At 56.3% G+C, this 24,068-nt stretch carries 22 protein-coding genes and 1 tRNA gene; 13 read left to right on the top strand and 10 right to left on the bottom strand.

What is annotated here, in order from left to right; all coding sequences use genetic code 11:
* Positions 1-134: 134 nt before the first annotated feature.
* Together mmsB and Q0O33_RS07310 are read left to right on the top strand one after the other, a co-directional pair.
* A complete protein-coding gene (gene mmsB, locus Q0O33_RS07315; protein WP_295497776.1) occupies positions 135-1,016 on the top strand; it encodes a 3-hydroxyisobutyrate dehydrogenase in 882 nt (293 codons plus the stop codon).
* Positions 1,017-1,147: 131 nt separating this feature from the next.
* Positions 1,148-3,148, top strand: a complete 2,001-nt coding sequence (locus Q0O33_RS07310) for a 3-hydroxyacyl-CoA dehydrogenase NAD-binding domain-containing protein (RefSeq protein WP_295497774.1) — start codon at positions 1,148-1,150, stop codon at positions 3,146-3,148.
* 267 nt (positions 3,149-3,415) lie between these two features.
* On the opposite strand, the gene Q0O33_RS07305 is transcribed toward Q0O33_RS07310, so the two are convergent.
* Together Q0O33_RS07305 and Q0O33_RS10720 are read right to left on the bottom strand one after the other, a co-directional pair.
* A tRNA-Val gene (locus tag Q0O33_RS07305) sits at positions 3,416-3,491 on the bottom strand.
* A 49-nt stretch (positions 3,492-3,540) separates the two neighbouring features.
* Positions 3,541-3,681 carry a hypothetical protein gene (locus Q0O33_RS10720; RefSeq protein ID WP_366048415.1) on the bottom strand — a complete coding sequence of 47 codons (141 nt, stop codon included), beginning with the start codon at positions 3,679-3,681 and terminating at the stop codon, positions 3,541-3,543.
* Between the two features lie 249 nt (positions 3,682-3,930).
* Between Q0O33_RS10720 and Q0O33_RS07295 the strand changes: the two genes are divergently transcribed.
* The 3 genes from Q0O33_RS07295 to Q0O33_RS07285 are packed head-to-tail and all read left to right on the top strand — an operon-like array spanning position 3,931 to position 5,383.
* A complete protein-coding gene (locus Q0O33_RS07295; protein WP_295497772.1) occupies positions 3,931-4,830 on the top strand; it encodes an SPFH domain-containing protein in 900 nt (299 codons plus the stop codon).
* A 9-nt stretch (positions 4,831-4,839) separates the two neighbouring features.
* A complete protein-coding gene (locus Q0O33_RS07290) occupies positions 4,840-5,040 on the top strand; it encodes a toxin-antitoxin system HicB family antitoxin (RefSeq protein ID WP_295497770.1) in 201 nt (66 codons plus the stop codon).
* A gap of 1 nt (position 5,041) precedes the next feature.
* Positions 5,042-5,383 carry a hypothetical protein gene (locus Q0O33_RS07285; protein ID WP_295497769.1) on the top strand — a complete coding sequence of 114 codons (342 nt, stop codon included), beginning with the start codon at positions 5,042-5,044 and terminating at the stop codon, positions 5,381-5,383.
* A 3-nt stretch (positions 5,384-5,386) separates the two neighbouring features.
* Here Q0O33_RS07285 and Q0O33_RS07280 read toward each other — a convergent pair whose 3' ends face one another.
* Positions 5,387-6,223, bottom strand: coding sequence for a S1/P1 nuclease (locus Q0O33_RS07280; RefSeq protein ID WP_295497767.1), 837 nt, complete (start codon positions 6,221-6,223; stop codon positions 5,387-5,389).
* Positions 6,224-6,317: 94 nt separating this feature from the next.
* Between Q0O33_RS07280 and bla the strand changes: the two genes are divergently transcribed.
* The 4 genes from bla to Q0O33_RS07260 all read left to right on the top strand — a co-directional run bounded on the left by bla (position 6,318) and on the right by Q0O33_RS07260 (position 9,844).
* Positions 6,318-7,241 (top strand): class A beta-lactamase, encoded by a 924-nt coding sequence (bla, locus tag Q0O33_RS07275; RefSeq protein ID WP_295497765.1) that lies wholly within the window; start codon positions 6,318-6,320, stop codon positions 7,239-7,241.
* Positions 7,242-7,317: 76 nt separating this feature from the next.
* The gene (gene ispG, locus Q0O33_RS07270; protein ID WP_295497778.1) at positions 7,318-8,457 is read left to right on the top strand and encodes a flavodoxin-dependent (E)-4-hydroxy-3-methylbut-2-enyl-diphosphate synthase; all 1,140 of its coding nucleotides are present in this window, start codon (positions 7,318-7,320) and stop codon (positions 8,455-8,457) included.
* Entirely contained in the window at positions 8,454-8,939 is a 486-nt protein-coding gene (locus tag Q0O33_RS07265; protein ID WP_295497763.1) for a GNAT family N-acetyltransferase, read from the top strand. The genes ispG and Q0O33_RS07265 overlap by 4 nt, the downstream gene beginning before the upstream one ends.
* A gap of 2 nt (positions 8,940-8,941) precedes the next feature.
* Positions 8,942-9,844: a DMT family transporter gene (locus Q0O33_RS07260; protein WP_295497761.1), complete on the top strand. Its 903-nt coding sequence runs from the start codon at positions 8,942-8,944 to the stop codon at positions 9,842-9,844.
* Between the two features lie 156 nt (positions 9,845-10,000).
* Here Q0O33_RS07260 and Q0O33_RS07255 read toward each other — a convergent pair whose 3' ends face one another.
* Genes Q0O33_RS07255 through Q0O33_RS07225 form a run of 7 tightly spaced genes read right to left on the bottom strand, consistent with a single transcriptional unit; the run spans position 10,001 to position 17,683 of the window.
* Entirely contained in the window at positions 10,001-11,191 is a 1,191-nt protein-coding gene (locus Q0O33_RS07255) for a serine hydrolase domain-containing protein (protein ID WP_295497759.1), read from the bottom strand.
* Complete coding sequence (locus Q0O33_RS07250) at positions 11,188-11,982, bottom strand: SDR family oxidoreductase (protein ID WP_295497757.1); 795 nt, start codon at positions 11,980-11,982, stop codon at positions 11,188-11,190. The genes Q0O33_RS07255 and Q0O33_RS07250 overlap by 4 nt, the downstream gene beginning before the upstream one ends.
* Positions 11,982-12,764, bottom strand: a complete 783-nt coding sequence (locus Q0O33_RS07245; protein ID WP_295497755.1) for an SDR family oxidoreductase — start codon at positions 12,762-12,764, stop codon at positions 11,982-11,984. The genes Q0O33_RS07250 and Q0O33_RS07245 overlap by 1 nt, the downstream gene beginning before the upstream one ends.
* Positions 12,765-12,787: 23 nt before the next feature.
* Entirely contained in the window at positions 12,788-13,870 is a 1,083-nt protein-coding gene (locus tag Q0O33_RS07240) for a phosphotransferase family protein (protein ID WP_295497753.1), read from the bottom strand.
* Positions 13,867-14,955: a Zn-dependent alcohol dehydrogenase gene (locus tag Q0O33_RS07235; RefSeq protein WP_295497750.1), complete on the bottom strand. Its 1,089-nt coding sequence runs from the start codon at positions 14,953-14,955 to the stop codon at positions 13,867-13,869. The genes Q0O33_RS07240 and Q0O33_RS07235 overlap by 4 nt, the downstream gene beginning before the upstream one ends.
* Positions 14,952-16,235: an acyl-CoA dehydrogenase family protein gene (locus Q0O33_RS07230; protein ID WP_295497748.1), complete on the bottom strand. Its 1,284-nt coding sequence runs from the start codon at positions 16,233-16,235 to the stop codon at positions 14,952-14,954. Before Q0O33_RS07230 ends, Q0O33_RS07235 begins: the two co-directional genes overlap by 4 nt.
* 32 nt (positions 16,236-16,267) lie before the next feature.
* Positions 16,268-17,683 carry an MFS transporter gene (locus tag Q0O33_RS07225; protein ID WP_295497746.1) on the bottom strand — a complete coding sequence of 472 codons (1,416 nt, stop codon included), beginning with the start codon at positions 17,681-17,683 and terminating at the stop codon, positions 16,268-16,270.
* A gap of 211 nt (positions 17,684-17,894) precedes the next feature.
* On the opposite strand from Q0O33_RS07225, the gene Q0O33_RS07220 reads away from it, so the two are divergent.
* The 4 genes from Q0O33_RS07220 (at position 17,895) to purL (ending at position 24,034) form a co-directional block, all read left to right on the top strand.
* Positions 17,895-19,055, top strand: coding sequence for an acyl-CoA dehydrogenase family protein (locus tag Q0O33_RS07220; protein WP_295497744.1), 1,161 nt, complete (start codon positions 17,895-17,897; stop codon positions 19,053-19,055).
* Between the two features lie 110 nt (positions 19,056-19,165).
* Positions 19,166-20,302, top strand: coding sequence for an acyl-CoA dehydrogenase family protein (locus Q0O33_RS07215; protein WP_295497742.1), 1,137 nt, complete (start codon positions 19,166-19,168; stop codon positions 20,300-20,302).
* Positions 20,303-20,315: 13 nt separating this feature from the next.
* Positions 20,316-21,110 carry an SDR family NAD(P)-dependent oxidoreductase gene (locus Q0O33_RS07210; protein WP_295497740.1) on the top strand — a complete coding sequence of 265 codons (795 nt, stop codon included), beginning with the start codon at positions 20,316-20,318 and terminating at the stop codon, positions 21,108-21,110.
* A 725-nt stretch (positions 21,111-21,835) separates the two neighbouring features.
* A complete protein-coding gene (gene purL / locus Q0O33_RS07205; RefSeq protein ID WP_295497738.1) occupies positions 21,836-24,034 on the top strand; it encodes a phosphoribosylformylglycinamidine synthase subunit PurL in 2,199 nt (732 codons plus the stop codon).
* The last annotated feature ends 34 nt before the right edge of the window (positions 24,035-24,068 follow it).

Raw genomic sequence — 24,068 nt, 5'->3', positions numbered from 1 at the left:
TTTGGCGACACCAACCAGCATGGCATGGAAGGTGTCAAATTCTGGACCAAGGTCAAGACAATCACGCAACGTTGGCCGGACGGATCGCCCGACGGCGGCAACGCCTTCGTCATTCCGACTATGGGATAAGCCAGATGAAGATCGCATTTATCGGACTTGGCAATATGGGCGGCGGCATGGCCGCAAACCTTGTCAGGGCGGGGCATGCGGTCAACGCCTTTGACCTGTCTGCCGAGGCTCTGTCTCGCGCGCAGGAAAGCGGCTGCGCCATGTTTACCTCTGTGCGCGACGCTGTGGCTGGCGTCGACGCCGTGGTATCGATGTTGCCCAATGGTGAAATTGTCGCGCGTGTTTTTGCCGACGACGTTTTGGGGCAAGCTCCGCAAGGCGCGATATTGTTGGACTGTTCAACGATTGACGTTGGTGCCGCGCGGCAGGTGACGGCGGATGCTGTCGCTGCTGGCTATGCCATGGTCGATGCACCCGTTTCGGGCGGCATCGCCGCGGCAAATGCAGGCACGTTGACCTTCATGGTGGGCGGCACGGACGCCGCCTTTGCCCGCGCGGAACCGATATTGTCCGATATGGGCAAGGCGGTTATTCATGCCGGCACATCCGGCGCAGGCCAGGCGGCCAAAATTTGCAACAATATGCTGCTTGGCGCGTCGATGATTGCGACCTGCGAGACTTTTGCCATGGCCGAAAAGCTGGGGCTGGACCTCCAAACCTTTTACGATATTTCATCAAAGGCGTCGGGTCAGAACTGGTCGATGACCAGCTATTGCCCGGTTCCCGGCGTTGGGCCAACGACCCCTGCGGATAATGCTTATCAAGGCGGCTTTGCCACAGCTTTGATGCTCAAGGATTTGAAATTGGCGATGGAGGCCGCGATATCGGTGCATGCCGACGTGCCGATGGGTGCACGCGCGGCAGAATTATATGCGCAATTTGACGAAGCTGGAAACGGCACCCTTGATTTTTCGGCAATCATCCAAACCCTTAAAGACCAGGCGTAAAACGCACAACGCCGGAAAGCTTGGAGCAGCAGGATTGCAAAGCCTGCAGAAAACATATTAGAACTGCCGCCAGTTCCTTCATCACTCGACAACCGGCAAACGCGCCGAACCTTAAAAATTAGGAGTTGCCCGTGCAATCAGTAACCACGCAGAAATTTAACGACGTCCTTGTGGTGCTTGTCGACAATCCCCCCGTCAACGCTTTGTCTTGGCATGTCCGTCAGGGGTTGAACGACAGTTTTGAACAGGGACTATCGGACGAAAGCGTAAAGGCCATTGTGCTGCGCTGTGCAGGGTCGACCTTCATCGCAGGTGCCGACATCACCGAATTTGGCAAGCCGCCGCAAGGTCCGGATTTCAACGCCGTGTTGAACATGATTGAAGCTGCCGGCAAACCCGTTGTCGCTGCCATTCATGGCACGGCGCTGGGTGGCGGTCTGGAAACCGCCTTGGTGTGCCATTACCGCATTGCTGTGCCGTCCGCGCGGCTTGGCGTGCCAGAGGTCAAGCTTGGCCTTTTGCCGGGCGCTGGAGGGACGCAAAGGCTGCCGCGCGTCGTGGGTATCGAGGCCGCTGCTACAATGTGTGCGCTTGGCGAACCTTTGTCGGCGACGAAGGCGGCGTCGATTGGTTTGGTCGACCGTTTGGCAGGTGAAGACAGCCTGGCTGACGACGCCATTGCCTATGCACGCGAATTGATCGCTATTGGCCCACGGCCAACGCGGGATCGTCCGCTGGGTGGTGATATCGGGATCATTGAACAATTGAAGGCGGCCAATGCCAAGAAGTGGAAAGGCTTTGACGCGCCTTATGCCAATCTTGCCTGTGTTGAGGCGGCAACGCGGTTGCCCTTTGAAGAAGGCATGAAGTTTGAACGCGCAGAGTTTGTGAAGCTGATGGGCGGATCACAATCAGCGGCCCAGCGTCACATGTTCTTTGCCGAACGTCAGGCTGCAAAGATTGATGGATTGGCCAAAGACATTGCGCTGCGCGACATTAAGAAGGTCGGCGTGATTGGTGCGGGCACTATGGGCGGCGGGATTTCGATGAATTTTCTGTCCAAGGGTATCCCTGTGACCATCGTCGAAATGGTGCAGGAAAATCTGGACCGCGGCATTGGCGTTATCCGCAAAAATTACGAAAATAGCGCCGCGAAGGGCCGCTTCTCGCTAGAACACGTCGAGGGAATGATGGCTTTGCTGACGCCGTCGTTGACACTGGATGATCTCGCCGACTGCGATCTGGTCATCGAAGCGGTCTATGAAAGCATGGACGTCAAAAAAGAGGTGTTTGGAAAGCTGGACGCCATTTGTAAGCCCGGCGCAATTTTGGCTTCGAACACATCCTATCTCGACATTGACGAAATTGCCGCGAGCACCGCGCGTCCGCAAGATGTGGTCGGTATGCATTTCTTCTCGCCTGCCAATGTCATGAAATTGCTGGAGGTCGTGCGCGGCGACAAAACCGCGCCGGATGTGCTCGCTACGGCCATGGCGATTGGCAAGAAAATCGGCAAGGTGGCTGTGGTCGCTGGTGTTTGCCATGGCTTTATCGGCAACCGGATGCTGTCCACGCGGCAGCAGCCAGCGATGCAATTGCTGTTGGAGGGTGCAGCACCTGCGCAGATTGACAAGGTGCATACCGATTTCGGCATGCCCATGGGCCCGTTCCAGATGAGCGATTTGGCTGGCCTCGACATTGGCTGGCACCGTGACCCGGCAAAGGTCGAGACCATCCGCGATGCGCTGTGTGCCGCTGGCCGTTTTGGTCAGAAGAACAGCAAGGGCTTTTACGATTATGATGAAAAGCGTGTGGGTACGCCTAGTGCCGAAGCATTGGCGATCATTGAGGAATTTCGCGCCACCTCAAACCTGCCCAAGCGCGAGATCAGCGATCAGGAAATCGTCGAACGCACGCTCTATCCTATGGTCAATGAAGGCTATAAAATTCTCGAAGAAGGCAAAGCCCAGCGCGCGTCTGACATCGATGTGGTGTGGATCTATGGCTATGGCTGGCCGATTTATCGCGGCGGCCCCATGTTTTGGGGCGAGTTGGAAGGCGCAGGCAAAATCGTTGAAGCGCTTGAGCGGCATGGGGTCGCAGCCGCAGAGAGCTTGAAAGCCAAAACCTGATATTTGCGGTAACACACCCGGCGCCGCACGATGCGCCGGGCGGCGTTTTGAGCTGCAAGGTGTCCGACCTAAGGCAACGCAAAGCTGAACCGGAACGCTGCGCTGGCTAAGATATGGGAACGCGAATCGGCGTGACGCCGAGCGACCAAAGCCGTGACGTCAAATCATAGCCGTATCAAAAGATGGCGGGCGCCTTGCATGATTATTGCTAAAAATGAAATTTCGCTGCGAATTGCGCAGATAATGGCAGTTACGCCATTGAAAATATGGTGGGCGCTAACGGGCTCGAACCGCTGACCCTCTCGGTGTAAACGAGATGCTCTACCAACTGAGCTAAGCGCCCTCTCGGGAGACGGGCCTTTGCCAAACCGAATCACATTTGGCAAGGCCATTTAGATGATTGGCGCAAAACGGGTGCTGATCGCTGCAAAATAATCATCCATTTTTGCGGAAGTTTCGGAGGAAAGCTCAATAAACACGCGCCGTGCGTCGGCTGGGTCCTGCCGACGCAAGAGCATGCCGCTTTCGGTCATGGCAGAAATCCATCGCAAAGCCGTCGTCGGCGGCACCGCAGCGGCGATACAGAGGCTGGATACCGATACGCGCTGCCCCTCTTGCGCCGCCGCCTTGAGATCAAGCAGGATATCCCATGCCGGATCGGCGAATAAGACACTGTAATTGCATCAAAAAGGGAGCGGCGCAGGCAATAATCTGCGCCGCTCTTTTTGTTGACTTGCGTCAAATAAGATATAAATATGATATCATATTTTATGGAGGTCTTAATGACAGACGATTCGAATAACCTACTCAATGCGAGCCGAGAAATTGCAGCGCGCAGTTTCAACGGCTATTTGATGTTACTTGTGATTTTGGGCAGCATGTTGTGGTTCGGTTGGGCGATGACCTCGGTCATACCCGGTGGTCCAAATGCTGATTTCCTCGGTATGGGCCTGAGTATCGCCATTTTCACATTTGTTTCCGCAGGCTTTTATATGCTGCAGCCAAACCAAGGCGTCGCGTTGACCTTGTTCGGGGCCTATAAAGGCACAGACCGGAATGAAGGGCTGCGCTGGGCATGGCCATGGATGGGCAAAGCCAAGGTGTCGCTGCGCGCAAACAATTTGATCTCCGAAAAAATTAAGGTCAACGATCTGCGCGGCAACCCAATTGAGATGGCCGCGCAAGTGGTCTGGCGTGTGACGGATACGGCGCAGGCTTTGTTTGATGTCGATGATTATAAGGCATTCGTGCTTGCGCAAATCGAGGCAGCGGTTCGCACCATCGGCGCACGCTACCCTTATGATGACTTTACGCATCAGGAAGTGACGCTGCGCGGCAATCACGATCAAGTCGGTGGCGAATTGCGTCTGGAGTTGATGGAGCGCTTGCGCGTTGCGGGCATTACCGTCGACGAATGCGGCTTCACCCATTTGGCATATGCGCAGGAAATAGCGGGTGCCATGCTCCGCCGCCAACAGGCAGAGGCAGTGGTCGCGGCGCGCAAGACCTTAGTCGAGGGCGCCGTTGGCATGGTCGAAATGGCGCTCGAAATGCTGTCGGCGAAAAATGTGGTTGAACTGGACGACGAACGCCGCGCGGCGATGGTCTCCAACCTCATGGTGGTCCTGTGCGGTGAACGCGATACGCAGCCAGTGGTCAACGCCGGTACATTGTACAGCTAGGTCGCCGGCGTGACCGCTCCATCGAAAAAGGCTTTTCCGCTCCGTCTCGATCCGGCATTATTTGCCTGCATCGAACGGTGCGCGGCTGCCGATTTCCGGAGCGCTAATGCCGAAATTGAGGTGCTGTTGCGGGAGGCATTGGCCAAGCGCGGCGTGAAGGTCGGGGTCAGCGAAACGCCAAAACGCGGGCGACCACCGAAGGAGAGTTGAAATGCGCGATGAAGATAAGCCCTTTGTCTATTACAAGACGGGATCTGGCTTTAAAATATCCCCACGCAACGCCGCTGGCTGGCGGGCATTTGCTGTCTGGATGGTTGCATTCTTTGGTGCAACGGGCATTTTTGTTTGGGTGACTGTTGCCGCTGACAGTGCGGGTTGGGGAGATAGCAAAATACTACTATTTCTTACTTTGCCATTTTTGCTTGTGACCGCCATTTGGGTTTTTGCCATGATCCGGTATATGAAAGCGCGAAGCGAGATTGTCGATATGGACAGTCTTTTAAAACTAAAGCGCGCGCAAGAGGCCAAGAAGAGACGCAGAGGCCAAGTTTAAGGCTTAGCTCAAAGCTTGCTCCAACAACCGGGCCAAACGAATACCACCGCGTTCGACCTGTTGCCGCAACGCCCCACGCGACGCCGCAACGTCGGCTTCGTCAATGACGACGGCTGTGGTTGGTTTCGCGCCACAGGCGTCGCTATCCATAGCGCGCGGATAGGCAAGGTTCTTTGATACGGCCCAATTCTCCTCACTCCAGCTGCGCACATTGCCTTGTGCGATTGCGGCTTTCTCCGCGGGCGAAAATGGGCGGACAATAGCAGGCGCTCCGGACAGTGCACGGTCCGCCAAAAGCCCGTCCCACACCGAATGGAGATTATATCCTGGCATCACCCCATAAGTGGTTTTTAGGTCATTTCCGCCGCGATCGGCGCGGTCACCAGCATGTAATGGCTGATGTATGTCGCCGACAAAATGGATCAGGAAGGCAAGCGCCTCCAACCGGACATGCGCAGGCAGCGCCTTGTTTGATAAAAGGGCGAAGTTGCGGTCAATCTGCGCGGAAACGCAATTGCCATCGGCACAGGCGCTTTTCAAATCGAACGGCTTGCAGATGTCGACATTTTGGTAATGCCAGCTGTTGGTGTAGCCCCAGCGAACTCTGTCGCCCTTGATACAATCCGCCCAAACGCTCGCGTCCGCGATATTGCGCATTGGGCATTTCGGTGTGCCAAGCATCGGTGCCGCGCGCAACAGGCGCTGCATATGCGCGCGTGCTTTGGACGACATGTTGGCTTGGGCAATGTGCGCCACTGTTTCATGGCCATATTCCCAATATGCCTGGGCAGGCGCCAATGGTGCGAACAAAAGGGCGATCGAAATAAGGAAGCGTTTCATAAGTGCGTCTTAGTTTGTATCCATGCGTAAATCAAAGCGGTAGGCGCATGCATTGCGATTTGGTGCCACTAGCGAAAACATTGGGAGGCGGGCGATGGATATTGATAGACGCGGGCTCATGGCAGGTGCTGCGGCGTTGACGATCGCAGGCTGCGCTGGGCCGCGGCAAGTGATCCCGTCCGTTTCCGCCAATGCTGCGTTGGCGGCACTGGAGGCGCGCGTTGCTGGGCGGCTAGGGGCGTTGGTGCTCGACACGGCATCGGGGCGTATGACGGGGCATCATTATGATGAAGCCTTTGCCATGTGTTCCACCTTCAAGCTCGCGCTCGCCGCAGCTGTTCTGCAACAGGCGGATCAAGGCAGGCTGAAACTTGATGCGGCGTTGCCTTATTCGCAAGCGGATATGGTTGCGCATGCCCCCATCACAGGGCCGAATTTGGCAAAAGGTGCGATGCGCATCATCGATTTGGCCGAAGCTACGCAAAAGACCAGCGATAATGTGGCGGCCAATCTTTTGATTAAACATCTGGGCGGACCAGCCGCCATTACCGCCATTTTCCGTAGTTGGGGCGATGACGTCACGCGCCTTGACCGGTACGAGCCGGATTTGAACAATGTCCCGCCCGGTGAGGTTCGCGATACGACCACGCCGCGCGCATTTGCGCGGACGATGGCAGCGCTTTTGACCGGAGACCGTTTATTGAAACCGGCGTCGCGTGATTTGTTGATCCAATGGATGGTCGATACCGCTACCGGCATGAAGCGGATTCGAGGCGGCATCCCCGCCTCTTGGAAAAGTGGCGATAAAACCGGAACCGCCAACAGCGCATATTTCAACAACAAGATTAATGATGTTGCCATTTTCTGGCCATCCGCGCGGCCTCCGGTCATTGTGACGGCCTTTTATGAAGCGGACGGAAAATATGAACAGACCCGCGACGCCGATCAGGCTGTGCTAGCCGAGGTAGGGAGTATCGCCGCAGCGCAAGCGCTGGCGTGGTTCGGCGGTCTGGACTGATTAAGGTATAGCGTCGTCCTAAAAACAGTGCAGGATGATGATTGCGGGAAAATCCCAAGCCGCCTATATCACCTTCATGTCTTCTATTCGCCCTTGGCGCGACATTGCGCGCCGTCAGTCCCGCCAGATCATGGTCGGTAAAGTCCCTGTCGGTGGCAATGCCCCGATCTCGGTGCAAACCATGACCAATACGCTGACCAGCGATGCTGCTGCTACGATTGACCAGATCCGCCGGTGTGAGGATGCGGGTGTCAATATCATCCGCGTATCCTGCCCCGATGTGGAGAGCACAGCGGCGCTGAAACAGATTGTCCGCGCGGCCAATGTACCCATCGTCGCCGATATTCATTTTCATTATAAACGCGCACTTGAGGCGGCGGATGCAGGCGCGGCGTGCTTGCGGATCAACCCCGGCAATATCGGTTCATCGGAACGTGTGAAGGAAGTTGTCAACGCCGCCAAAGCCAATGGCTGTGCCATCCGGATCGGCGTGAATGCCGGCAGCTTAGAAAAAGACCTGCTCGAAAAATATGGCGAACCCTGCCCAGAGGCGCTGATTGAAAGCGCGCTTGACCATATCAAGCTGTTGCAGGATCATGATTTCCACGAATTTAAAGTCGCGGTGAAGGCGTCTGACGTCTTCTTGGCTGTTGCCGCCTATATGGGCTTGGCCGACGCCGTTGATTGCCCTTTGCATTTGGGCATCACCGAAGCGGGCGGGTTGATTGGCGGAACCGTCAAATCCTCGATCGGCATGGGCAATTTGTTGTGGGCAGGGATTGGCGACACTATCCGCGTCAGCCTGTCTGCCGAGCCTGAAGAAGAAGTCCGCGTCGGCTATGAAATTTTAAAAGCGCTGGGCTTGCGCACACGCGGCGTCCGCGTCGTCAGCTGCCCAAGCTGCGCCCGCCAAGGCTTTGACGTCATCCGCACGGTGCAAAAGCTGGAGGATGCGCTTGGCCATATCAAGACACCCATGTCGCTCTCGGTCCTTGGCTGCGTCGTCAATGGCCCCGGCGAAGCGCGCGAGACCGACATCGGAATCACGGGTGGCGGCAATGGTAAGCATATGGTCTATCTGTCGGGCGTCACCGACCATCATGTCGAGGATGACGACATGATAAGCCACATCGTGCGTCTGGTCGAAGCCAAAGCCGCAGAGATTGACGCGGGCACCAGCGTCAGCATGGATACGCTGCACGGGAAAGCGGCTTGAGCCTCTCGATACGGGCGGCAACGCCAGCGGACATCTCGCTCATTGGCCAGTTCATCCGCGACCTCGCGGAATATGAAAAGCTGGCCCATGCCGTGCGTTTTGATGAAGCGGTGATGGCGCAAAAGCTGTTTGGGCCGCGGCCTTATGCCGAGGTTTTGATTGGCGAGATTGACGGCGAAGCGCAAGGGTTTGCCTTGTTCTTCCACAATTTCTCAACCTTCGAAGGACGGCCGGGCATCTATCTCGAGGATTTGTTTGTCCGGCCCGATGCACGCGGCTCGGGGCTTGGCAAGGCGTTGCTGGGTAAGCTTGCGGCGCTTGCGGTTGAGCGTGATTGTGCGCGGCTCGAATGGTCAGTGCTGGACTGGAATACACCCGCGATTGATTTTTATAAGGCGCTGGGGGCTGTACCGATGGACGAATGGACCGTCTATCGCGTTGACAACGCGGCGCTCAAAACCCTTGCCACGCATAGCGTGTAAGCATGGCTGAACTGCATCCGCGTCCGTTCATCCCGTTCATGATGGCGGCGGCAGGCATTGCTACATTTTCCCTGATGGATGCGATGATGAAAGACATCGCTTTATCGCTTGGGGCCTATAACGCGGTGATGTGGCGCAATTGCTTGGGCACATTATTCATGGCGCTATTGTTTGTCGGAACGCGGCAGAAATGGCCGCCAGTCAATATCCTTAAAATGCATATATGGCGCAGCATAATCGTGTCGATCATGGCGGTCAGCTTTTTCTGGTCGTTGACGCAATTGCCACTGGCCGAGGCCATTGGGCTGAGTTTCATCGCACCTGTTATCGCGCTATATCTCGCCGCCGTTATGCTGGGGGAAACGATCGGCCGTCCGGCCATCTGGGCGTCGCTGGCGGGGCTTGGTGGGGTCGCCATCATCATGGCTGGCCGGTTGAGCGGACATTATACCAGCGGGCATCTCTGGGGCGCTGCGGCGGTGTTATTTTCGGCCGTGGTGTTTGCGTATAATCTGATTTTGGCACGGCGGCAGGCGCAGGTTGCTGGGCCCATTGAAATCGCCTTTTTCCAGAATCTGTTTGTGGCGGCAACGCTTGGCCTTGTCGCGCCATGGTTTTTGCAGCCCATCGGCCTGACCGATGCCCCGATGATTGGCGGCGCGGCTGCCTTGGCGATTATATCGTTATTGTTCCTGAGCTGGGCCTATGCCCGCGCGGAAGCACAGATTTTGATTCCGGTCGAATATACCGGCTTTGTCTGGGCTGCATTTTTCGGCTGGTTGTTTTTTGCCGAACCAGTGACATGGCCTGTGCTTTTGGGCACGGCATTGATCGTAGCCGGAAGCCTGATTGCGGCACGAGCAAAGCCGGAGCCCGTCAAGCAGGTGGAGATTGCGACGGTTTAGAGCGGGGGTGTGCCGAAAGCTTTTTTGCTAACCCATGGCTGCGTCACCCTGAACTTGTTTCAGGGTCCATTTTACCTCTAGACCCTTCGGCTCGCGTGGCACGATGGATGCTGAACCAAGTTCAGCATGACGTGGTTTATGTGCAGAACCGTTAGTCTACGCCGCCAGCGCGGAATAAATCATCGTCTTGATCTCGCGGCGCACGGGGTAGGTGGTTGACGGCAGCAATTGCGTCATGAAAATCATGATGATGTCCTCAACTGGATCGACGAAAAAGGCGGTGGAATACATGCCGCCCCAATAAAAATCGCCGTTGGAGCAAGGCGCAAGTGTCGCGGCGCTGTCGATCGTCGTGGCAAAGCCAAGGCCAAAGCCAATGCCGGCCATTTCGGCCTCGCTGAACAAAGATTTCGACATTTGCGTCAGGTCTTGGCCGCCTGGAATATGGTTGGCGGTCATCAATTCTATCGTCTTGGGGCTGAGGATTTGTGCCCCATCAAGCGCGCCGCCGTTCAGCAGCATCCGGCAGAAACGATGATAGTCCGCAACGCTCGACGCAAGGCCGCCACCGCCGGAGTTAAATGACCAGCCCTTTGCCCACATGCTGTCGGCTCCGGCCTTGTCGAGCAGTTTCATTTTCGCTTCGGGGTCAAAGCCAAAGCCTTCGGGGATTCGTGCTGCCTTGTCGGCGGGCACGTGGAAAAATGTATCGATCATGCCCATGGGTGCAAAAATATGTGTCTGGAAATATTCGGGCAGGGATAGTCCGCTAATCCGTTCTACCAATATGCCGACTATGTCAGTGGCAACTGAATAATTCCACTGCGTGCCCGGGTCGAATTCCAGCGGGATTTGCGCGAGTGTATTAATCACGCTTTGCGATGTATTTTTGGTCCAGCTTTCAACATCGGTCTTGCGATAGGCCGCATCGATATTGCCTTGTTCCTGAAAGCTATAGGTGAATCCGGCTGTATGCCGCAACAAGTCAACCACCCGCATTTGGGTGGATGGTGCGCGCGTCATAAACGGCACATTGCCGCCGCCGCCCACAAACACACCCAATTTCGCAAATTCAGGAATATATTTGGCGACCGGATCGGTCAGCGCGACCTTGCCCTGTTCCACCAACTGCATGAACGCGACTGAAGTGATCGGCTTGGTCATTGACGCGATACGGAAGATAGCATCTTCGGCAACGCCCGAGCTCCATTGCAACGCGATATCGTCGCCACGCCCAACGAGCACCGACGCAAAGGGCAATTTGCCATTGTCGAGATAATTGGCCTGAATAAATGCGGGTATCCGCGCGAGGCGGTCGGGAACGAAACCTAGGTCTTTGGCACTCATACTGCGGTTTGTCCTGTTAGCTGACGCGTTACCGGGTGCGAGCTCGACAGCCCGCCGTCAACGGCAATGGCTTGGCCGTTGACATAAGAGGCTTGGTCGCTGGCGAGGAACAAGGCGACATTCGCCAGTTCCTCCGGCTGTGCGCCGCGGCGCAAGGGATTCAGGCGACCGATTTTTTCTGTCACGCCCTTTTCGCGGGCATAATCGAAAGTCGGCTTGGTCATGCCAGTTTCGGTCAGGCCCGGGCAAATCGCGTTGCACCGGACATTCGTGCCCGACAATTGCTGCGCGCTGACCTGCGCCAGATTGATGACGCCCGCCTTTGACGCCGAATAAGGCGGACCGCCGGCCCCTGAACGGATGCCAGCAACGCTTGCCGTCAGGATGATCGAACCGCCCTTGCCTGCATCGGCCATGACCTTGCCGGCATGTTTCACCATCAGCCATGGGCCGATGAGGTTGACGCGCAGGACGCTGGTGAAATTTTCCACGGTGTTGTCGAAAATCCCCTCCATGCCGCCGGAAATGCCCGCATTGGCAAAAGCGATGTCGAGATGGCCATGTAGCGTGATGGCCTTGGCGACCAAAGCCGCGACATCAGCCTCATCGCCTGCGTCCATTTGCACGGCGGTAGCCGCATCACCGATCATCGCGGCGGTGTCATGGACGGAAGCGGCCATGTCGCCCAAAACGACCTTGGCACCCTCGGCCGCAAAGCGGATGGCGGATGCACGGCCAATGCCTGAGCCAGCGCCGGTGATGATCGCTACTTTGCCTGTTAATGCGCTCATTAACCCACTCCTCCGCCGCCGCTTGTTACGCCGCCGTCAATTACCATTGTCTGCCCCGTCATAAACCCGCCAGCCTGAGAAGCTAGAAATACTGCTGCGCCTGCAATTTCGTGGGGCTGACCAATACGCTTTAGCGATGCGGTCGATGTCGAGCGTTTCAATGTTTCCGGGTTGTCCCACAGTGCTTTTGCAAAATCGGTCTTGATCAACCCTGGCGCGATGCAGTTCACACGCACACCTTTTGGTCCATATTCGTCCGCCAGATTGCGTGCCAGCTGCATGTCCACTGCTTTGGAAATGCAATAAGCGCCAATGACTGACGATCCTTTCAGGCCGCCGATTGAAGATATAATCGTAACTGACCCTTCGCCGCGTTCGATCATCTCTGGCACAACCATCGAAATGAGCCAGTTGTTGGCGACGATATTGTTGGTCAGGATCTTGCTGAACGCATCATCGCCAATGTCCGCCATCGGACCGTAATAAGGGTTTGAGGCCGCATTGCAGACCAAAGCAGTAATTTTACCAAATGCCTTGCGACTGCCATCAACCAAAGCCTGCAGACTTTCCTTGGACGAAATATTGGCGGCCATAGCGACTGCTGTGCCTTCCCCATATTTCGCATTAAGCGCTGCGGCAACTTCATCGCACACATCAAGCTTGCGGCTGGATATGACCACCTTCGCGCCCTGCTCGGCCATTTCTTCGGCGATTGCCTTGCCGATGCCGCGCGATGATCCGGTGATAACCGCGACCTGCCCTCTCATGTCAAATAACGACATCGCACTCCCCCATTTAAGCTAACTTACGCCCCGGCCTTCTCGGCAAACTTCCATGCCGATTCCGCCAACGGGAAAACGCGCTCGGCCATGGCTTGCGCATGGGACGAACTTGCGGTGCCGTCGATGACGCGTTTTTTAATGCCCTGAATAATCCCCGCGAGGCGGAAGAAATTATAGGCAAAATACCAGTTCATGTCGGGCACGCCGTCGCGACCTGTGGCAGCACAATAACGTTCCACCATCGCATCGAGTTCGGGAATACCCAAAGCGGCGCGGTCTAAATCCATAACGCCCGACCGGCCTTCATTTTGTGTCACCCATGCCATTGCGACATAAGTGAAATCGGCCAGCGGGTCGCCCAAGGTGGACAATTCCCAATCCAACACCGCGACGACCTTTGCCTCTTTGGCATCGAAGATCATGTTGTCGATGCGATAATCACCATGCACGACGCTAGTCCGTGTTTGCTCGGGCAAAGTCTTCGGCAACCATTCGATCAGCCGCTCCATTTCGGGCATCGTCTCGGTTTCGGCGAGCTGATATTGCTTCGTCCAGCGTTCCACCTGCCGCCCGAAATAATTGCCGGGTTTGCCAAAGTCGGACAAGCCAGCACCTTCGACATCGACATTATGTAATGCCGCGAGGGTATCAATCATCGCCTCATAAGTGGCGCGGCGCTCAGGCGGGTTTGACCCGGGCATGGCGCCGTCCCAAATAGTGCGACCCTCAACCATGTCCATGATGTAGAACATGGAACCCGCGACATTGTCGTCGGTGCACAGGCCAAAGGGCTTGGCTACCGGGAAACCCGTGGGATATAGGCTAGCAATGACTTTATACTCACGGTCAACCGCGTGCGCGCTAGGCAATAGCACGCCAAACGGCTTACGGCGCAGGACGTAGGAACCGCTTTTGGCGTTCAACCGATAGGTCGGGTTTGACTGCCCACCGGCGAATTTCAGAACCTCGACCGGGCCTTCGAAGCCTGTGACGTTATCCGACATCCATGCCGCCAATTTTTCGGCGTCGAGGATGTCGGTTCCGGTCGGCGCAACGGTGCCGGTAAAGGCCCTTTGCGCGTCAATCGGGGTGGGGGCTGCGCTCATTGATCAAAAACGATGACCGAACGCGCCGAATCGCCGCGCTTCATTTGTTCAAAGCCCTCGTTAATCCGCTCCAGCGGAATGGTCTCCGAAATGATGGTGTCGAGGTCCAAAAGGCCACGCATATAAAAATCCACAAGACGCGGAATATCCACAGGGAAGCGGTTGCCACCCATGATCGCGCCTTGCAATTTCTTACCCGACAACAGGTCCATCGCAGATAGGCCAACCGAATGCTGTAAAGGCATCATACCAAGGATTGTGGCTGTCCCGCCGCGCTTCAGCGACTTGACAGCAAGCTCGCCCGACGCGGGACGACCTACAGCCTCAATCGCATGATCGACACCGCCTTTTGTCAATTCCTGAATTTGCTTGGCTGCATCAGCATCCATTGGATCGATAACATCCGTCGCACCCAGCTTCATTGCAAGCGCCCGCTTTTCCGGCATTGGATCAGCAGCAATGATGCGGCCAGCGCCAGCAATTTTGGCCGCATTGATCGTGGCAAGGCCAACACCGCCGCAGCCGATAACGGCAACGGTTTCACCGGGCGTTACTTTGCATGCGTTGAAAATTGTGCCTGCACCCGTGGTCACCGCGCAGCCGATAACGGACGCTTGTGGCAATGGCATATCCGGATGGATCGCGACGCAGGCATGTTCGTGCACCAACATCATTTCGGCATAAGCCGATAGGTTGAGCATCTGATTGACGATGCTACCATCGGGCCGCGTGAGACGCGGAGCCTCACCTGCTTTGCGCCGTGTGTCGCCGCCAAGGCACAAGGACATGCGCCCAGTGACGCAATATTCGCAATGGCCACAAAAAGCGCTGAGGCAGGTGACAACGGCATCGCCCACCTTCACCGTGCGCACTTCACTGCCCACGGCTTCGACAATACCTGCCGCCTCATGCCCGGGGATCGCGGGAAGGGGGTGCGGATAGGTGCCTTCGATAAAGTGCAAGTCGCTATGGCACAATCCGCAGGCCGCAGTGCGGATCAGCACCTCATGCGGCCCGGGATTGGCGATATGGATTTGCTCAATCTGAAGCGGTTTGCCCGCTTCAATCAGGACGGCAGCCTTCACCGTGTTGCCCCCATATCGCCGCTGGACATGCCGTCTTTGCCACGGCCGCCATGCTTGCCCAATTCCATGCGTGCGATGGCGCGGGCGTGCACTTCGTCGGGGCCATCGGCCAGACGCAAGGTGCGCTGATGCGCCCAAGCCGAGGCGAGACCGAAATCGTCGGACACGCCGCCGCCGCCATGGGCTTGGATAGCATTGTCGATGATGCTCAAGGCCATATTAGGTGCCTGCACCTTGATCATCGCGATTTCCGCCGCCGCCGCCTTGTTACCGACCTTGTCCATCATATCTGCTGCCTTCAGGCAGAGCAGACGGGTCATTTCAATGTCGATACGGGCACGGGCAATGCGCTCTTCCCAGACGCTATGCTCGGCAACGGTCTTGCCAAAGGCGACGCGCGATTGCAGGCGCTTGCACATTTTCTCCAGTGCTTCTTCGGCAACACCGATGGTGCGCATGCAATGGTGGATGCGGCCTGGTCCAAGGCGGCCTTGCGCGATCTCGAACCCGCGACCCTCGCCCAGCAACATGTTCGATGCTGGAATACGGACATCCTTCAATGCGATTTCCATATGACCATGCGGCGCGTCGTCATAACCAAAGACCGGCAGATGGCGCAGAATTTTCACGCCGGGGGAATCCAGCTCCATCAGCACCATCGATTGCTGCGCATGGCGCTTGGCTTCAAAATCGGTCTTGCCCATGACAATCGCGATTTTGCAGCGCGGGTCGCCTGCACCGGATGACCACCATTTCACGCCGTTGAGGACATATTCATCGCCTTCACGACGAATCGAGGTTTCGATGTTGGTGGCATCAGATGACGCAACCGCGGGCTCCGTCATCAAAAATGCTGAACGGATTTCGCCGTTCATTAACGGGATCATCCATTTTTCTTTTTGTTCCGCCGTGCCATAGCGCAGGAACACTTCCATATTGCCCGTGTCCGGTGCCGAACAATTATAGACTTCGGATGCAAAGCCGATGCGGCCCATTTCTTCGGCGCACAGGGCATATTCCATGTTGGTGAGGCCCGGGCCATCAAAATGCACGCTGTCATCGACATGCACGCGGCCCGACGTTGGCGGCATGAAGAGATTCCAAAGGCCTGCAGCCTTGGCCCGTGCCTTTTCCTCTTCAACGACTTGCAGCACTTTCCATCGGTCGCCTACTGCCTGCTCGGCATAATAATCGGCAACGCGTGGACGCAAGAAGCGTTCATTATGGTCGCGGATACGGTCCCGCCAATATGTTTGCTTATCGTTGAGATCGAAATCCATGACACATTCCTCTTTCAAATTTAATTGACTGGTTAACTGGCAGACTCTGTCATCGTGTTCAAGGCGCGCAAGCGTTCATTGTGACTTTCGCGCGAAATCGGGAAATGGCGCAGGATCAGAATACCGATAATGCCAATGACTACCACCGTGCCCATATAATAAAGCGCCAGCCCATCGAGGACGGCGACATCGACTTCGCCGGGCGCGGCATCTTGTGGAAAACGGGCAAAGCTCAGGATCATACCGGCGGCAAAGGTGCCGATGCCAACGGCACATTTCTGCATGAAGAAATAGCCCGCAAAGAATAGCCCTTCCGAACGCCTACCGGTTTCCTGCTGCGATGCCTCCACCACATCGGCCATCATCGAGGATGTCAGCATCATCATACTCACCGCCGCGCTATTGGCGATGGTCATTAAGCCAAACATGAACAGGATTGAAGGGTCCGCTGGCGCCCCGGGCACAAGGTCGAGCAGCCAGCTACCGTATAATGCCGCCGTGAAGGTCAGCGAGATAATCGCGAATAGGATCGCAGCGCGCTTCTTGCCCAATCGCGCCGAGACAGGGGGAACAATGATGAAAGCAATGATGACCGTCGAAAATAGAGTTAACGCATAATAGAGCATTTCCATCTGTTGCAGCTGCCAAAGAAAGGCGAGCTGGTAATTGGTGAGCGCAAAGGTCATCCCTTGGTTGATGAGCCCGAATAAAGCCGCGGAGACGAGCCACAGAAACGCACGATTGGAGAGCGTCGCTTTAACTTCAGCAAAAGCATGACCAAGGCCAGCACCACGCGGGGCAGGGGGGGATGGCTTAGCGATGTGCCGATGTTGCCCAAGCGCGGAGATGAGTACTGCGCCGCTCATCATCAGCGCGCCCCACACAGAATAGGAATCATACCCCGCAGGGTCGCTCACGCCCTTTTCGCCCGTGAAGAAAATGCCATAGGCAAAGATCAGCATGAGCAATCCACCCGCCCAGCCAAACAGGAAACGATAGCGCATCAACCGCGTGCGTTCGTCATAATCGCCGGTCAGCTCGGGCACGAGAGCGATGGACGGCACTTCACACATCGCTACCAAGGTGCGCGCCAAGACCGCTGTGCAGAACAGCCAGATGATTGTGCCTGTCTGGCCCATTGCGGGCGGATGCCACAGCAGCAGCCAGATAATGCCAAGTGGAATGGCGGCGGCGTATAGCCATGGCAGGCGCCTGCCCCATTTGCTTTGTGTGCGGTCGGACAATTCGCCAATAATCGGGTCGGCAAAGGCATCGAATATCAGCGCGGCCATGATGACGGTGCCAACGATTCCCGCATCAATCCCAAGCACCTGATTATAAAAAATCAGCAGAAATACGGAAAAGCCATTGTCCTTTACGCCATAGGCAACCGAGCCAAGGCCGTGCATGACTTTTAACGATCGGGGAAGCGCGACGACGGGTGCCATATCGGGTTAAATCACAAAATGCGAAAAGGCGTGTTTTCCGGCGAATCGCACGATGTTTCTCTCCTATATCCCACCCTTATGCTAGGCGCGCTACCCAGCCTGTCAATCGGGATGCAAATGACGTTACGGCATGCATCGCTCACCGATAAAGACTTGCGTTTCGGTGCGTGACCGCCCAAAAATTCATCAAGCAATTAAACAGGAGAGCGTCATGTCCGACCTTGAAACATTCCGCGCCGAGGCGCGCACTTGGCTGGAGGAAAACTGCCCCGCCGAAATGCGCATACCGGCCAAAGGTGACGAAGACGTCTGCTGGGGCGGACGCAATTTTGTTTTTCAATCCGAAGCGCAGAAGGTCTGGCTAGAACGCTGCGTCGCAAAGGGCTACACCGTGCCTGATTGGCCCAAGGCGTATGGCGGCGCTGGTCTTTCCCCGCAGGAAACAAAAATACTGCGTCAGGAAATGGCAAAGCTTGGCTGCCGCTCGCCGCTCAACAGTTTCGGCATCTGGATGCTTGGCCCGGCCCTGCTGAAATTTGGCACTGAAGAACAAAAAGTACATTATATGGGCCAGATCGCGCGGGGCGAAATCCGCTGGTGTCAGGGATACTCCGAGCCAGGCTCAGGCAGCGACCTTGTGTCGATGCAGACCTTTGGCGAAGACAAAGGTGACCATTGGGTCGTCAACGGCCAGAAAATCTGGACGTCTTACGCTGACAAGGCCGACTGGATTTTCTGCTTGGTCCGCACAGACAAGGCGAACAAATATCACGGCATCAGCTTCCTGTTGTTCGACATGGAAACGCCCGGTGTCTCCACAAAACCAATTAAGCTGATTTCGGGCAACTCGCCCTTCTGCGAAACATTTTTCGACAATGTGGTCGTGCCGAAGGATCAAGTTGTTGGCGAAATCAATCGTGGCTGGGATGTGGCGAAATATCTGCTTGGTCATGAGCGCGAGATGATCTCCGGCATGGGCGGGGATGGCGGCGTCACCTCGATTGGCGCGGCGATGAAGGCGACCTTGGCCGAAGAACCGGTGCTGCGCGCGCAAATGGCGTTGTTCGATGTCGATAACCTGACCTTCCGCGCCCATGGCGAACGTTTCATGGACGAATGGAAAACGGGTAAGGCGCACCCCGCTTATTCCAACCTGATGAAATATGTCGGGACCGAATTGAACAAAAAACGCAATGAACTGGTCATGTCGATCGGCGGCAGCCAAGCGCTTGAGTGGGAAAGCGAACGCACCAATGGCGGGTCAAAGGCACGCAATTGGCTGCGGACTAAGGCGAACTCGATTGAGGGCGGGACCAGCGAAGTGATGCTGAACGTCGTGTCGAAGCGCATTCTTGAGATGCCGGGCGGTTGATATCGTCGCTCCGGCTGAGGCTGGAGCCCATCACGCATTTTAGTCGTGACCGAGAGACGACATAGGCCCCAGCCTGCGCTGGGGCGAGGATATGAATAAGGGTATTTAACATGGCAATGACCTTAACCGATGACCAAAATATGCTACGTGACACCGCGCGCGATTTCATGGCGAGCGAAGCGCCCGTCACCCATTTCCGCAAATTTCGTGACATGGGGTGCAAGGACGGTTTCAGCCATGGCTTGTGGAAGCAATTCGCCGAATTGGGCTTCACCGGAATTCTGATTCCCGAGGCCGATGGCGGCATGGGCATGGGGCAGATTGAGGCGGGAATCGTGCTGGAAGAAATTGGCCGTAACTTGTCGCCATCCCCTTTCCTGACCACAGCAGTGGCGGCCGTTGAGGCGTTGAAGCTGGCGGACAAGGCGATGCGTGACCGCTGGTTCCCCGGCATCTTGGCGGGCGAAACCGTGATCGGCATCGCGATCGAAGAAGGCGTCAAGCACCGGCCCGAGAAAATCGCCTGCGTTGCGGAACGCAGCGGCAATGGCTTTAAGCTGACAGGCCAAAAGCAATTTGTTGTGCAAGGCGCATCATCGGACATGCTCATTGTCGCGGCGCGTACCGCTGGCGCCGCTGGCGAAACCGATGGCCTGACCTTGTTCGCGGTGGACAAGGACGCGGCGGGCCTATCGATGGAGGCGGCGCGGCTTGTCGATTCTGCAGTCGCTGCACATGTGAATTTGGACGGTGTTCAGGTGGATGCCGACGCCGTGATTGGCGAAGTCGATGGCGGCTGGGCGGTGTTGTCCAAGATGCTCGACGCCGGACGCGTGGGCGCTGCCGCCGAAATGGTCGGTGTTGGCACGGGCGCGATGGACATGACTTTTGAATATCTCAAGACGCGCAAGCAATTCGACCGCGTCATTGGCGAATTTCAGGCGCTTCAACACCGCGCTGCGCATCTTTATGGTGAAATGGAAGGCGCGCGTTCGATTGTGCTGAAGGCGCAATCCTTAATGGACGAAGGCCATGCAAAAGCCGAACTTTATGTCGCTGCGGCCAAGGCGAAAGCTGGACTTGCCTGCAATCTTTCGGTGCGGGAAGGCGTGCAAATGCATGGCGGTATTGGCATGACCGATGAATATGACATCGGCCTGTATATGAAGCGCGACCGCAGCTTGAACGAGTTTTTCGGCGATGCTTATTACCACGCAGACCGCGTGGCGACGATGAACGGTTATTAAAAGGAAACCGCAAATGGACATTCAAACCTTATTCAACCTCAATGGCCGCGTGGCGTTGGTCACCGGTGGATCGCGCGGCATCGGCAAGATGATCGTCGAAGGCTATCTCAAGGCTGGCGCAGCACGCGTGTATATCAGCGCGCGTAAGATCGACCAGATTGAGGAAACCGTCGCTGAATTCGGCAATCAGGTCATCGGTCTGCCTTGCGACTTGTCGACTGTGGACGGCTGCCTGTCGCTTGCCGAACAAATTGCGGCGCGTGAGGAAAAGTTGGACATTCTGGTGAATAATGCCGGGGCCGCATGGGGTGCGGAATTTGGTCAGTTTCCCGAAAGCGGTTGGGACCGTGTGATGGATCTGAACGTCAAATCTTTGTTCTTTTTGACGCAAGCTTTGCACCCGCAGTTGAAGGCGGCCGCAACCTTTGATCGTCCCGGTAAGGTCATTAACATTGCATCGATCGATGGCCTGCGCATCAACCCGTGGCAAACCTATAGCTATCAGGCCTCGAAAGCCGCGGTCATCCAATTGACGCGCCGCCTGGCCGCTGAGCTCGTCAAAGACAATATCTTGGTTTCGAGCATTGCGCCGGGCGCATTCCAGTCGGACATGAACAAGGATGCCCGCGACCATGCAGAAGCGGTGGGCAAGAATATCCCGTTTCCACGGGTCGGAACGCCGGCGGATATGGCTGGGCTTGCTGTCTTCCTCGCGGCGCGCGCTGGCGATTATATTGTGGGCGAAACCATCGCCTGCGATGGCGGCATCGTCAATGCGTCGCTGCCAGGTAATGGAATTGCGCCTTAATTGACAAGTTTTGGTATGATTTGGAACCGCAATTAACGCGTTTCCAACAGAAATAGGGCTAGTTGCAAAACGCGCAACTGGCCCTTTTCTTTTCGCAATTGCAGCATTTTTGTCCTGTCTCTATTTGGACGTCAACGGCAAGTGATTGCCGAAACTCATTGACCGGGCGGCTCTCTCCTCCTCTCTCCCTCGCCCCCGGACAATTTTTACGGCCTCCATGCACTGCATGGGGGCCGTATCGTTTTGGGCTCCAAACTTGTCCTCCATTTTGTCCACCACGAAATATGCCTTCTGTGGATAACTCAGCAAATCACGCTTTGCGCGACTCGAAAGTTATGAGACCTTCAACGCATCAGGCAGGAATGCTTTGAAGCAAAGCCAGACCGGAAACGGGAAAGCGGAGCGGAGGAGACAGAAAGCAGGATCGCCAAATTGGATGGCAGCCGGTCGCAAGACAGGAGATGTAGCCAAGATGGTGGGTACGAAGAAAACGAATATCGAGTGCGGCATCACGCAAGTGACGCAACGCCGGATAGGATACCCAAGGTACCAAGGCAAACCAAAGAAACCCTCGGGTGACATTGGGGAGCTGGACGTCAGATAGAGGAAAAAATGGTCCCTGTGGCCACGGATTTCCAAAGTCAGACGCAGTGGGCGCTGGTAGCGATGCCAGCGCCCATTTATTTTATGTGGCGTACAAACCGCGGTCTCGCTAAAGCCCTCTGATGTCCGAAATCACGCCCCAAATCGTCGCCGACCATGGTCTAAATGAAGAAGAATATGCGCGCATCTTGCGCGCCGTGGGGCGCGAGCCCAACATAATAGAGCTTGGTATATTTTCCGTGATGTGGTCGGAGCATTGCTCTTATAAATCTTCACGCATCCATCTGAAGAAATTGCCGACTGAGGCCCCTTGGGTCATTTGCGGTCCCGGCGAAAATGCCGGCGTGATCGACATTGGTGACGGTCCAAATGGCACCAAGCTTGCCGCTATCTTCAAAATGGAATCGCATAATCACCCGTCTTACATTGAACCCTATCAAGGCGCGGCGACGGGCGTGGGCGGTATATTGCGCGACGTGTTCACCATGGGCGCGCGGCCCGTAGCCAATATGAATGCGCTGCGTTTCGGACGGCCCGACCATCCGAAGATGAAGCATTTGGTGCAAGGCGTCGTTGCGGGCATTGGCGGCTATGGCAATTGCGTAGGCGTGCCGACCGTTGGTGGTGAGACCAATTTCCACCCAGCTTATGATGGTAACATCCTCGTGAACGCAATGACCGTTGGCGTCGCGGACCAAGATAAGATTTTTTATTCTGCGGCCACGGGCCTCGGCAACCCCATCGTCTATGTCGGGTCAAAGACCGGTCGCGACGGTATTCATGGCGCGACAATGGCATCTGCGGATTTTGGCGCGGATATTGAGGAGAAGCGGCCAACGGTGCAGGTGGGCGACCCCTTCACGGAAAAGTTGCTGATTGAGGCGTGCCTTGAACTGATGGCGTCGGACGCCATCGTTGCGATTCAGGATATGGGCGCGGCGGGCTTGACGTCCTCCAGTGTCGAAATGGCGACCAATGGCAAGGCGGGTATCATCCTCGACATGGACAAGGTGCCGTGCCGCGAGGAAGGCATGACGCCCTATGAAATGATGCTATCCGAAAGCCAGGAGCGTATGCTCATGGTGCTCAAGCCCGGCCGTGAAGAATTTGCCAAGGCAATTTTCGACAAATGGGAACTGGATTTCGCGGTCATCGGCGAAGTCACCGACACGGGTCATATGGTTCTAATGTGGAAGGGCGAAATTGTATGCGACATCCCGCTTGGGCCATTGGCGGAAGACGCGCCTTTGTATGACCGTCCCGCCGCGTCAAAGGATGAATATAAGGCATGGGCCAAGGTTCAGCCACTGAGTGACGTTCCCGCCAGCCATGACCTTGGCGCGGATTTGCTCAAGCTCATGGCCTGCCCGGATCTTGCGAGCCGCGCTTGGATCTGGCAGCAATATGATAGCCAAGTCGGGGGCGACACGGCGCAGCTTTCGGGCGGGGACGCCGCCGTGGTGCGTATTCATGGCACCAACCGCGCACTAGCGATGAGCACAGATTGCACGCCGCGTTATTGCTATGCCGATCCATATGAAGGCGGCAAGCAAGCAGTTGCCGAAACCTATCGTAACATCAGCGCGGTTGGTGCAACGCCACTGGCAATCACCAACTGCCTGAACTTCGCCAACCCGCAGCGCCCCGAAATCATGGCGCAGATTGTTGGCTGTTTGGACGGCATGGGCGACGCCTGCCGCGCGCTCGATTACCCCATCGTCTCGGGCAATGTGTCTTTATACAATGAAAGCAAGGCCACCGGCGGTGGCAGTGCGATTTTGCCAACGCCTGCTATTGGCGGCGTGGGTGTGCTGGAAGATGTCAGCAAGATGGCGACAATCGCGTTCAAGAACGAAGGCGACGGCATTTTCGTCATTGGCGATAGCAACGGGCATCTCGGCCAATCCTTATGGCTGCGTGAATTACATGGCCGCGAAGACGGCGCGCCGCCGCCTGTCGATCTCGCCAAAGAGCGCGCGCATGCAGAACTCGTCCGCCGCCTTATTCAGGACGGCAAGGTGAACGCTGTGCATGATGTTGCCGATGGCGGCTTGCTGGTTGCGCTCACTGAAATGGCGCTCGCTAGCGGTCGTGGCTGCGTGCTTCAGGAAATCGGCGATGCCTTTACGGCCTTTGGTGAAGATCAGGCGCGCTATGTTGTCACCAGCGCGCATGCCGATCACATTCAGGCGGCGGGCATTCCAATGACACGCATCGGTACCGTAAGCGGTGACGCTGTCGCTGGACCCCGGTTTTCCGTCGCCGTCGCGGAATTACGCGCGGCGCATGAAAGCTTCTTCAAGGACTGGATGGAAAGCTAAGGGCAAGCCCCCGCCGCAGGCGACGAAGGCTTTT

Origin of the sequence: Sphingorhabdus sp. EL138, assembly GCF_945862485.1 — a bacterium.
Lineage (GTDB): Bacteria > Pseudomonadota > Alphaproteobacteria > Sphingomonadales > Sphingomonadaceae > Sphingorhabdus_B.
This window is presented reverse-complemented; position numbering and strand designations above follow the sequence as displayed.

What these genes read in the sequence shown, in the direction of transcription:
- mmsB (WP_295497776.1), top strand. Translation starts at nt 135, where the DNA reads ATGAAGATCGCATTTATCGGACTTGGCAATATGGGCGGCGGCATGGCC.
- Q0O33_RS10720 (WP_366048415.1), bottom strand. Translation starts at nt 3,681, where the DNA reads ATGACCGAAAGCGGCATGCTCTTGCGTCGGCAGGACCCAGCCGACGCA.
- Q0O33_RS07295 (WP_295497772.1), top strand. Translation starts at nt 3,931, where the DNA reads ATGACAGACGATTCGAATAACCTACTCAATGCGAGCCGAGAAATTGCA.
- Q0O33_RS07285 (WP_295497769.1), top strand. Translation starts at nt 5,042, where the DNA reads ATGCGCGATGAAGATAAGCCCTTTGTCTATTACAAGACGGGATCTGGC.
- Q0O33_RS07280 (WP_295497767.1), bottom strand. Translation starts at nt 6,223, where the DNA reads ATGAAACGCTTCCTTATTTCGATCGCCCTTTTGTTCGCACCATTGGCG.
- bla (WP_295497765.1), top strand. Translation starts at nt 6,318, where the DNA reads ATGGATATTGATAGACGCGGGCTCATGGCAGGTGCTGCGGCGTTGACG.
- ispG (WP_295497778.1), top strand. Translation starts at nt 7,318, where the DNA reads ATGTCTTCTATTCGCCCTTGGCGCGACATTGCGCGCCGTCAGTCCCGC.
- Q0O33_RS07260 (WP_295497761.1), top strand. Translation starts at nt 8,942, where the DNA reads ATGGCTGAACTGCATCCGCGTCCGTTCATCCCGTTCATGATGGCGGCG.
- Q0O33_RS07255 (WP_295497759.1), bottom strand. Translation starts at nt 11,191, where the DNA reads ATGAGTGCCAAAGACCTAGGTTTCGTTCCCGACCGCCTCGCGCGGATA.
- Q0O33_RS07250 (WP_295497757.1), bottom strand. Translation starts at nt 11,982, where the DNA reads ATGAGCGCATTAACAGGCAAAGTAGCGATCATCACCGGCGCTGGCTCA.
- Q0O33_RS07245 (WP_295497755.1), bottom strand. Translation starts at nt 12,764, where the DNA reads ATGTCGTTATTTGACATGAGAGGGCAGGTCGCGGTTATCACCGGATCA.
- Q0O33_RS07240 (WP_295497753.1), bottom strand. Translation starts at nt 13,870, where the DNA reads ATGAGCGCAGCCCCCACCCCGATTGACGCGCAAAGGGCCTTTACCGGC.
- Q0O33_RS07230 (WP_295497748.1), bottom strand. Translation starts at nt 16,235, where the DNA reads ATGGATTTCGATCTCAACGATAAGCAAACATATTGGCGGGACCGTATC.
- Q0O33_RS07225 (WP_295497746.1), bottom strand. Translation starts at nt 17,683, where the DNA reads ATGGCACCCGTCGTCGCGCTTCCCCGATCGTTAAAAGTCATGCACGGC.
- Q0O33_RS07220 (WP_295497744.1), top strand. Translation starts at nt 17,895, where the DNA reads ATGTCCGACCTTGAAACATTCCGCGCCGAGGCGCGCACTTGGCTGGAG.
- Q0O33_RS07215 (WP_295497742.1), top strand. Translation starts at nt 19,166, where the DNA reads ATGGCAATGACCTTAACCGATGACCAAAATATGCTACGTGACACCGCG.
- Q0O33_RS07210 (WP_295497740.1), top strand. Translation starts at nt 20,316, where the DNA reads ATGGACATTCAAACCTTATTCAACCTCAATGGCCGCGTGGCGTTGGTC.
- purL (WP_295497738.1), top strand. Translation starts at nt 21,836, where the DNA reads ATGTCCGAAATCACGCCCCAAATCGTCGCCGACCATGGTCTAAATGAA.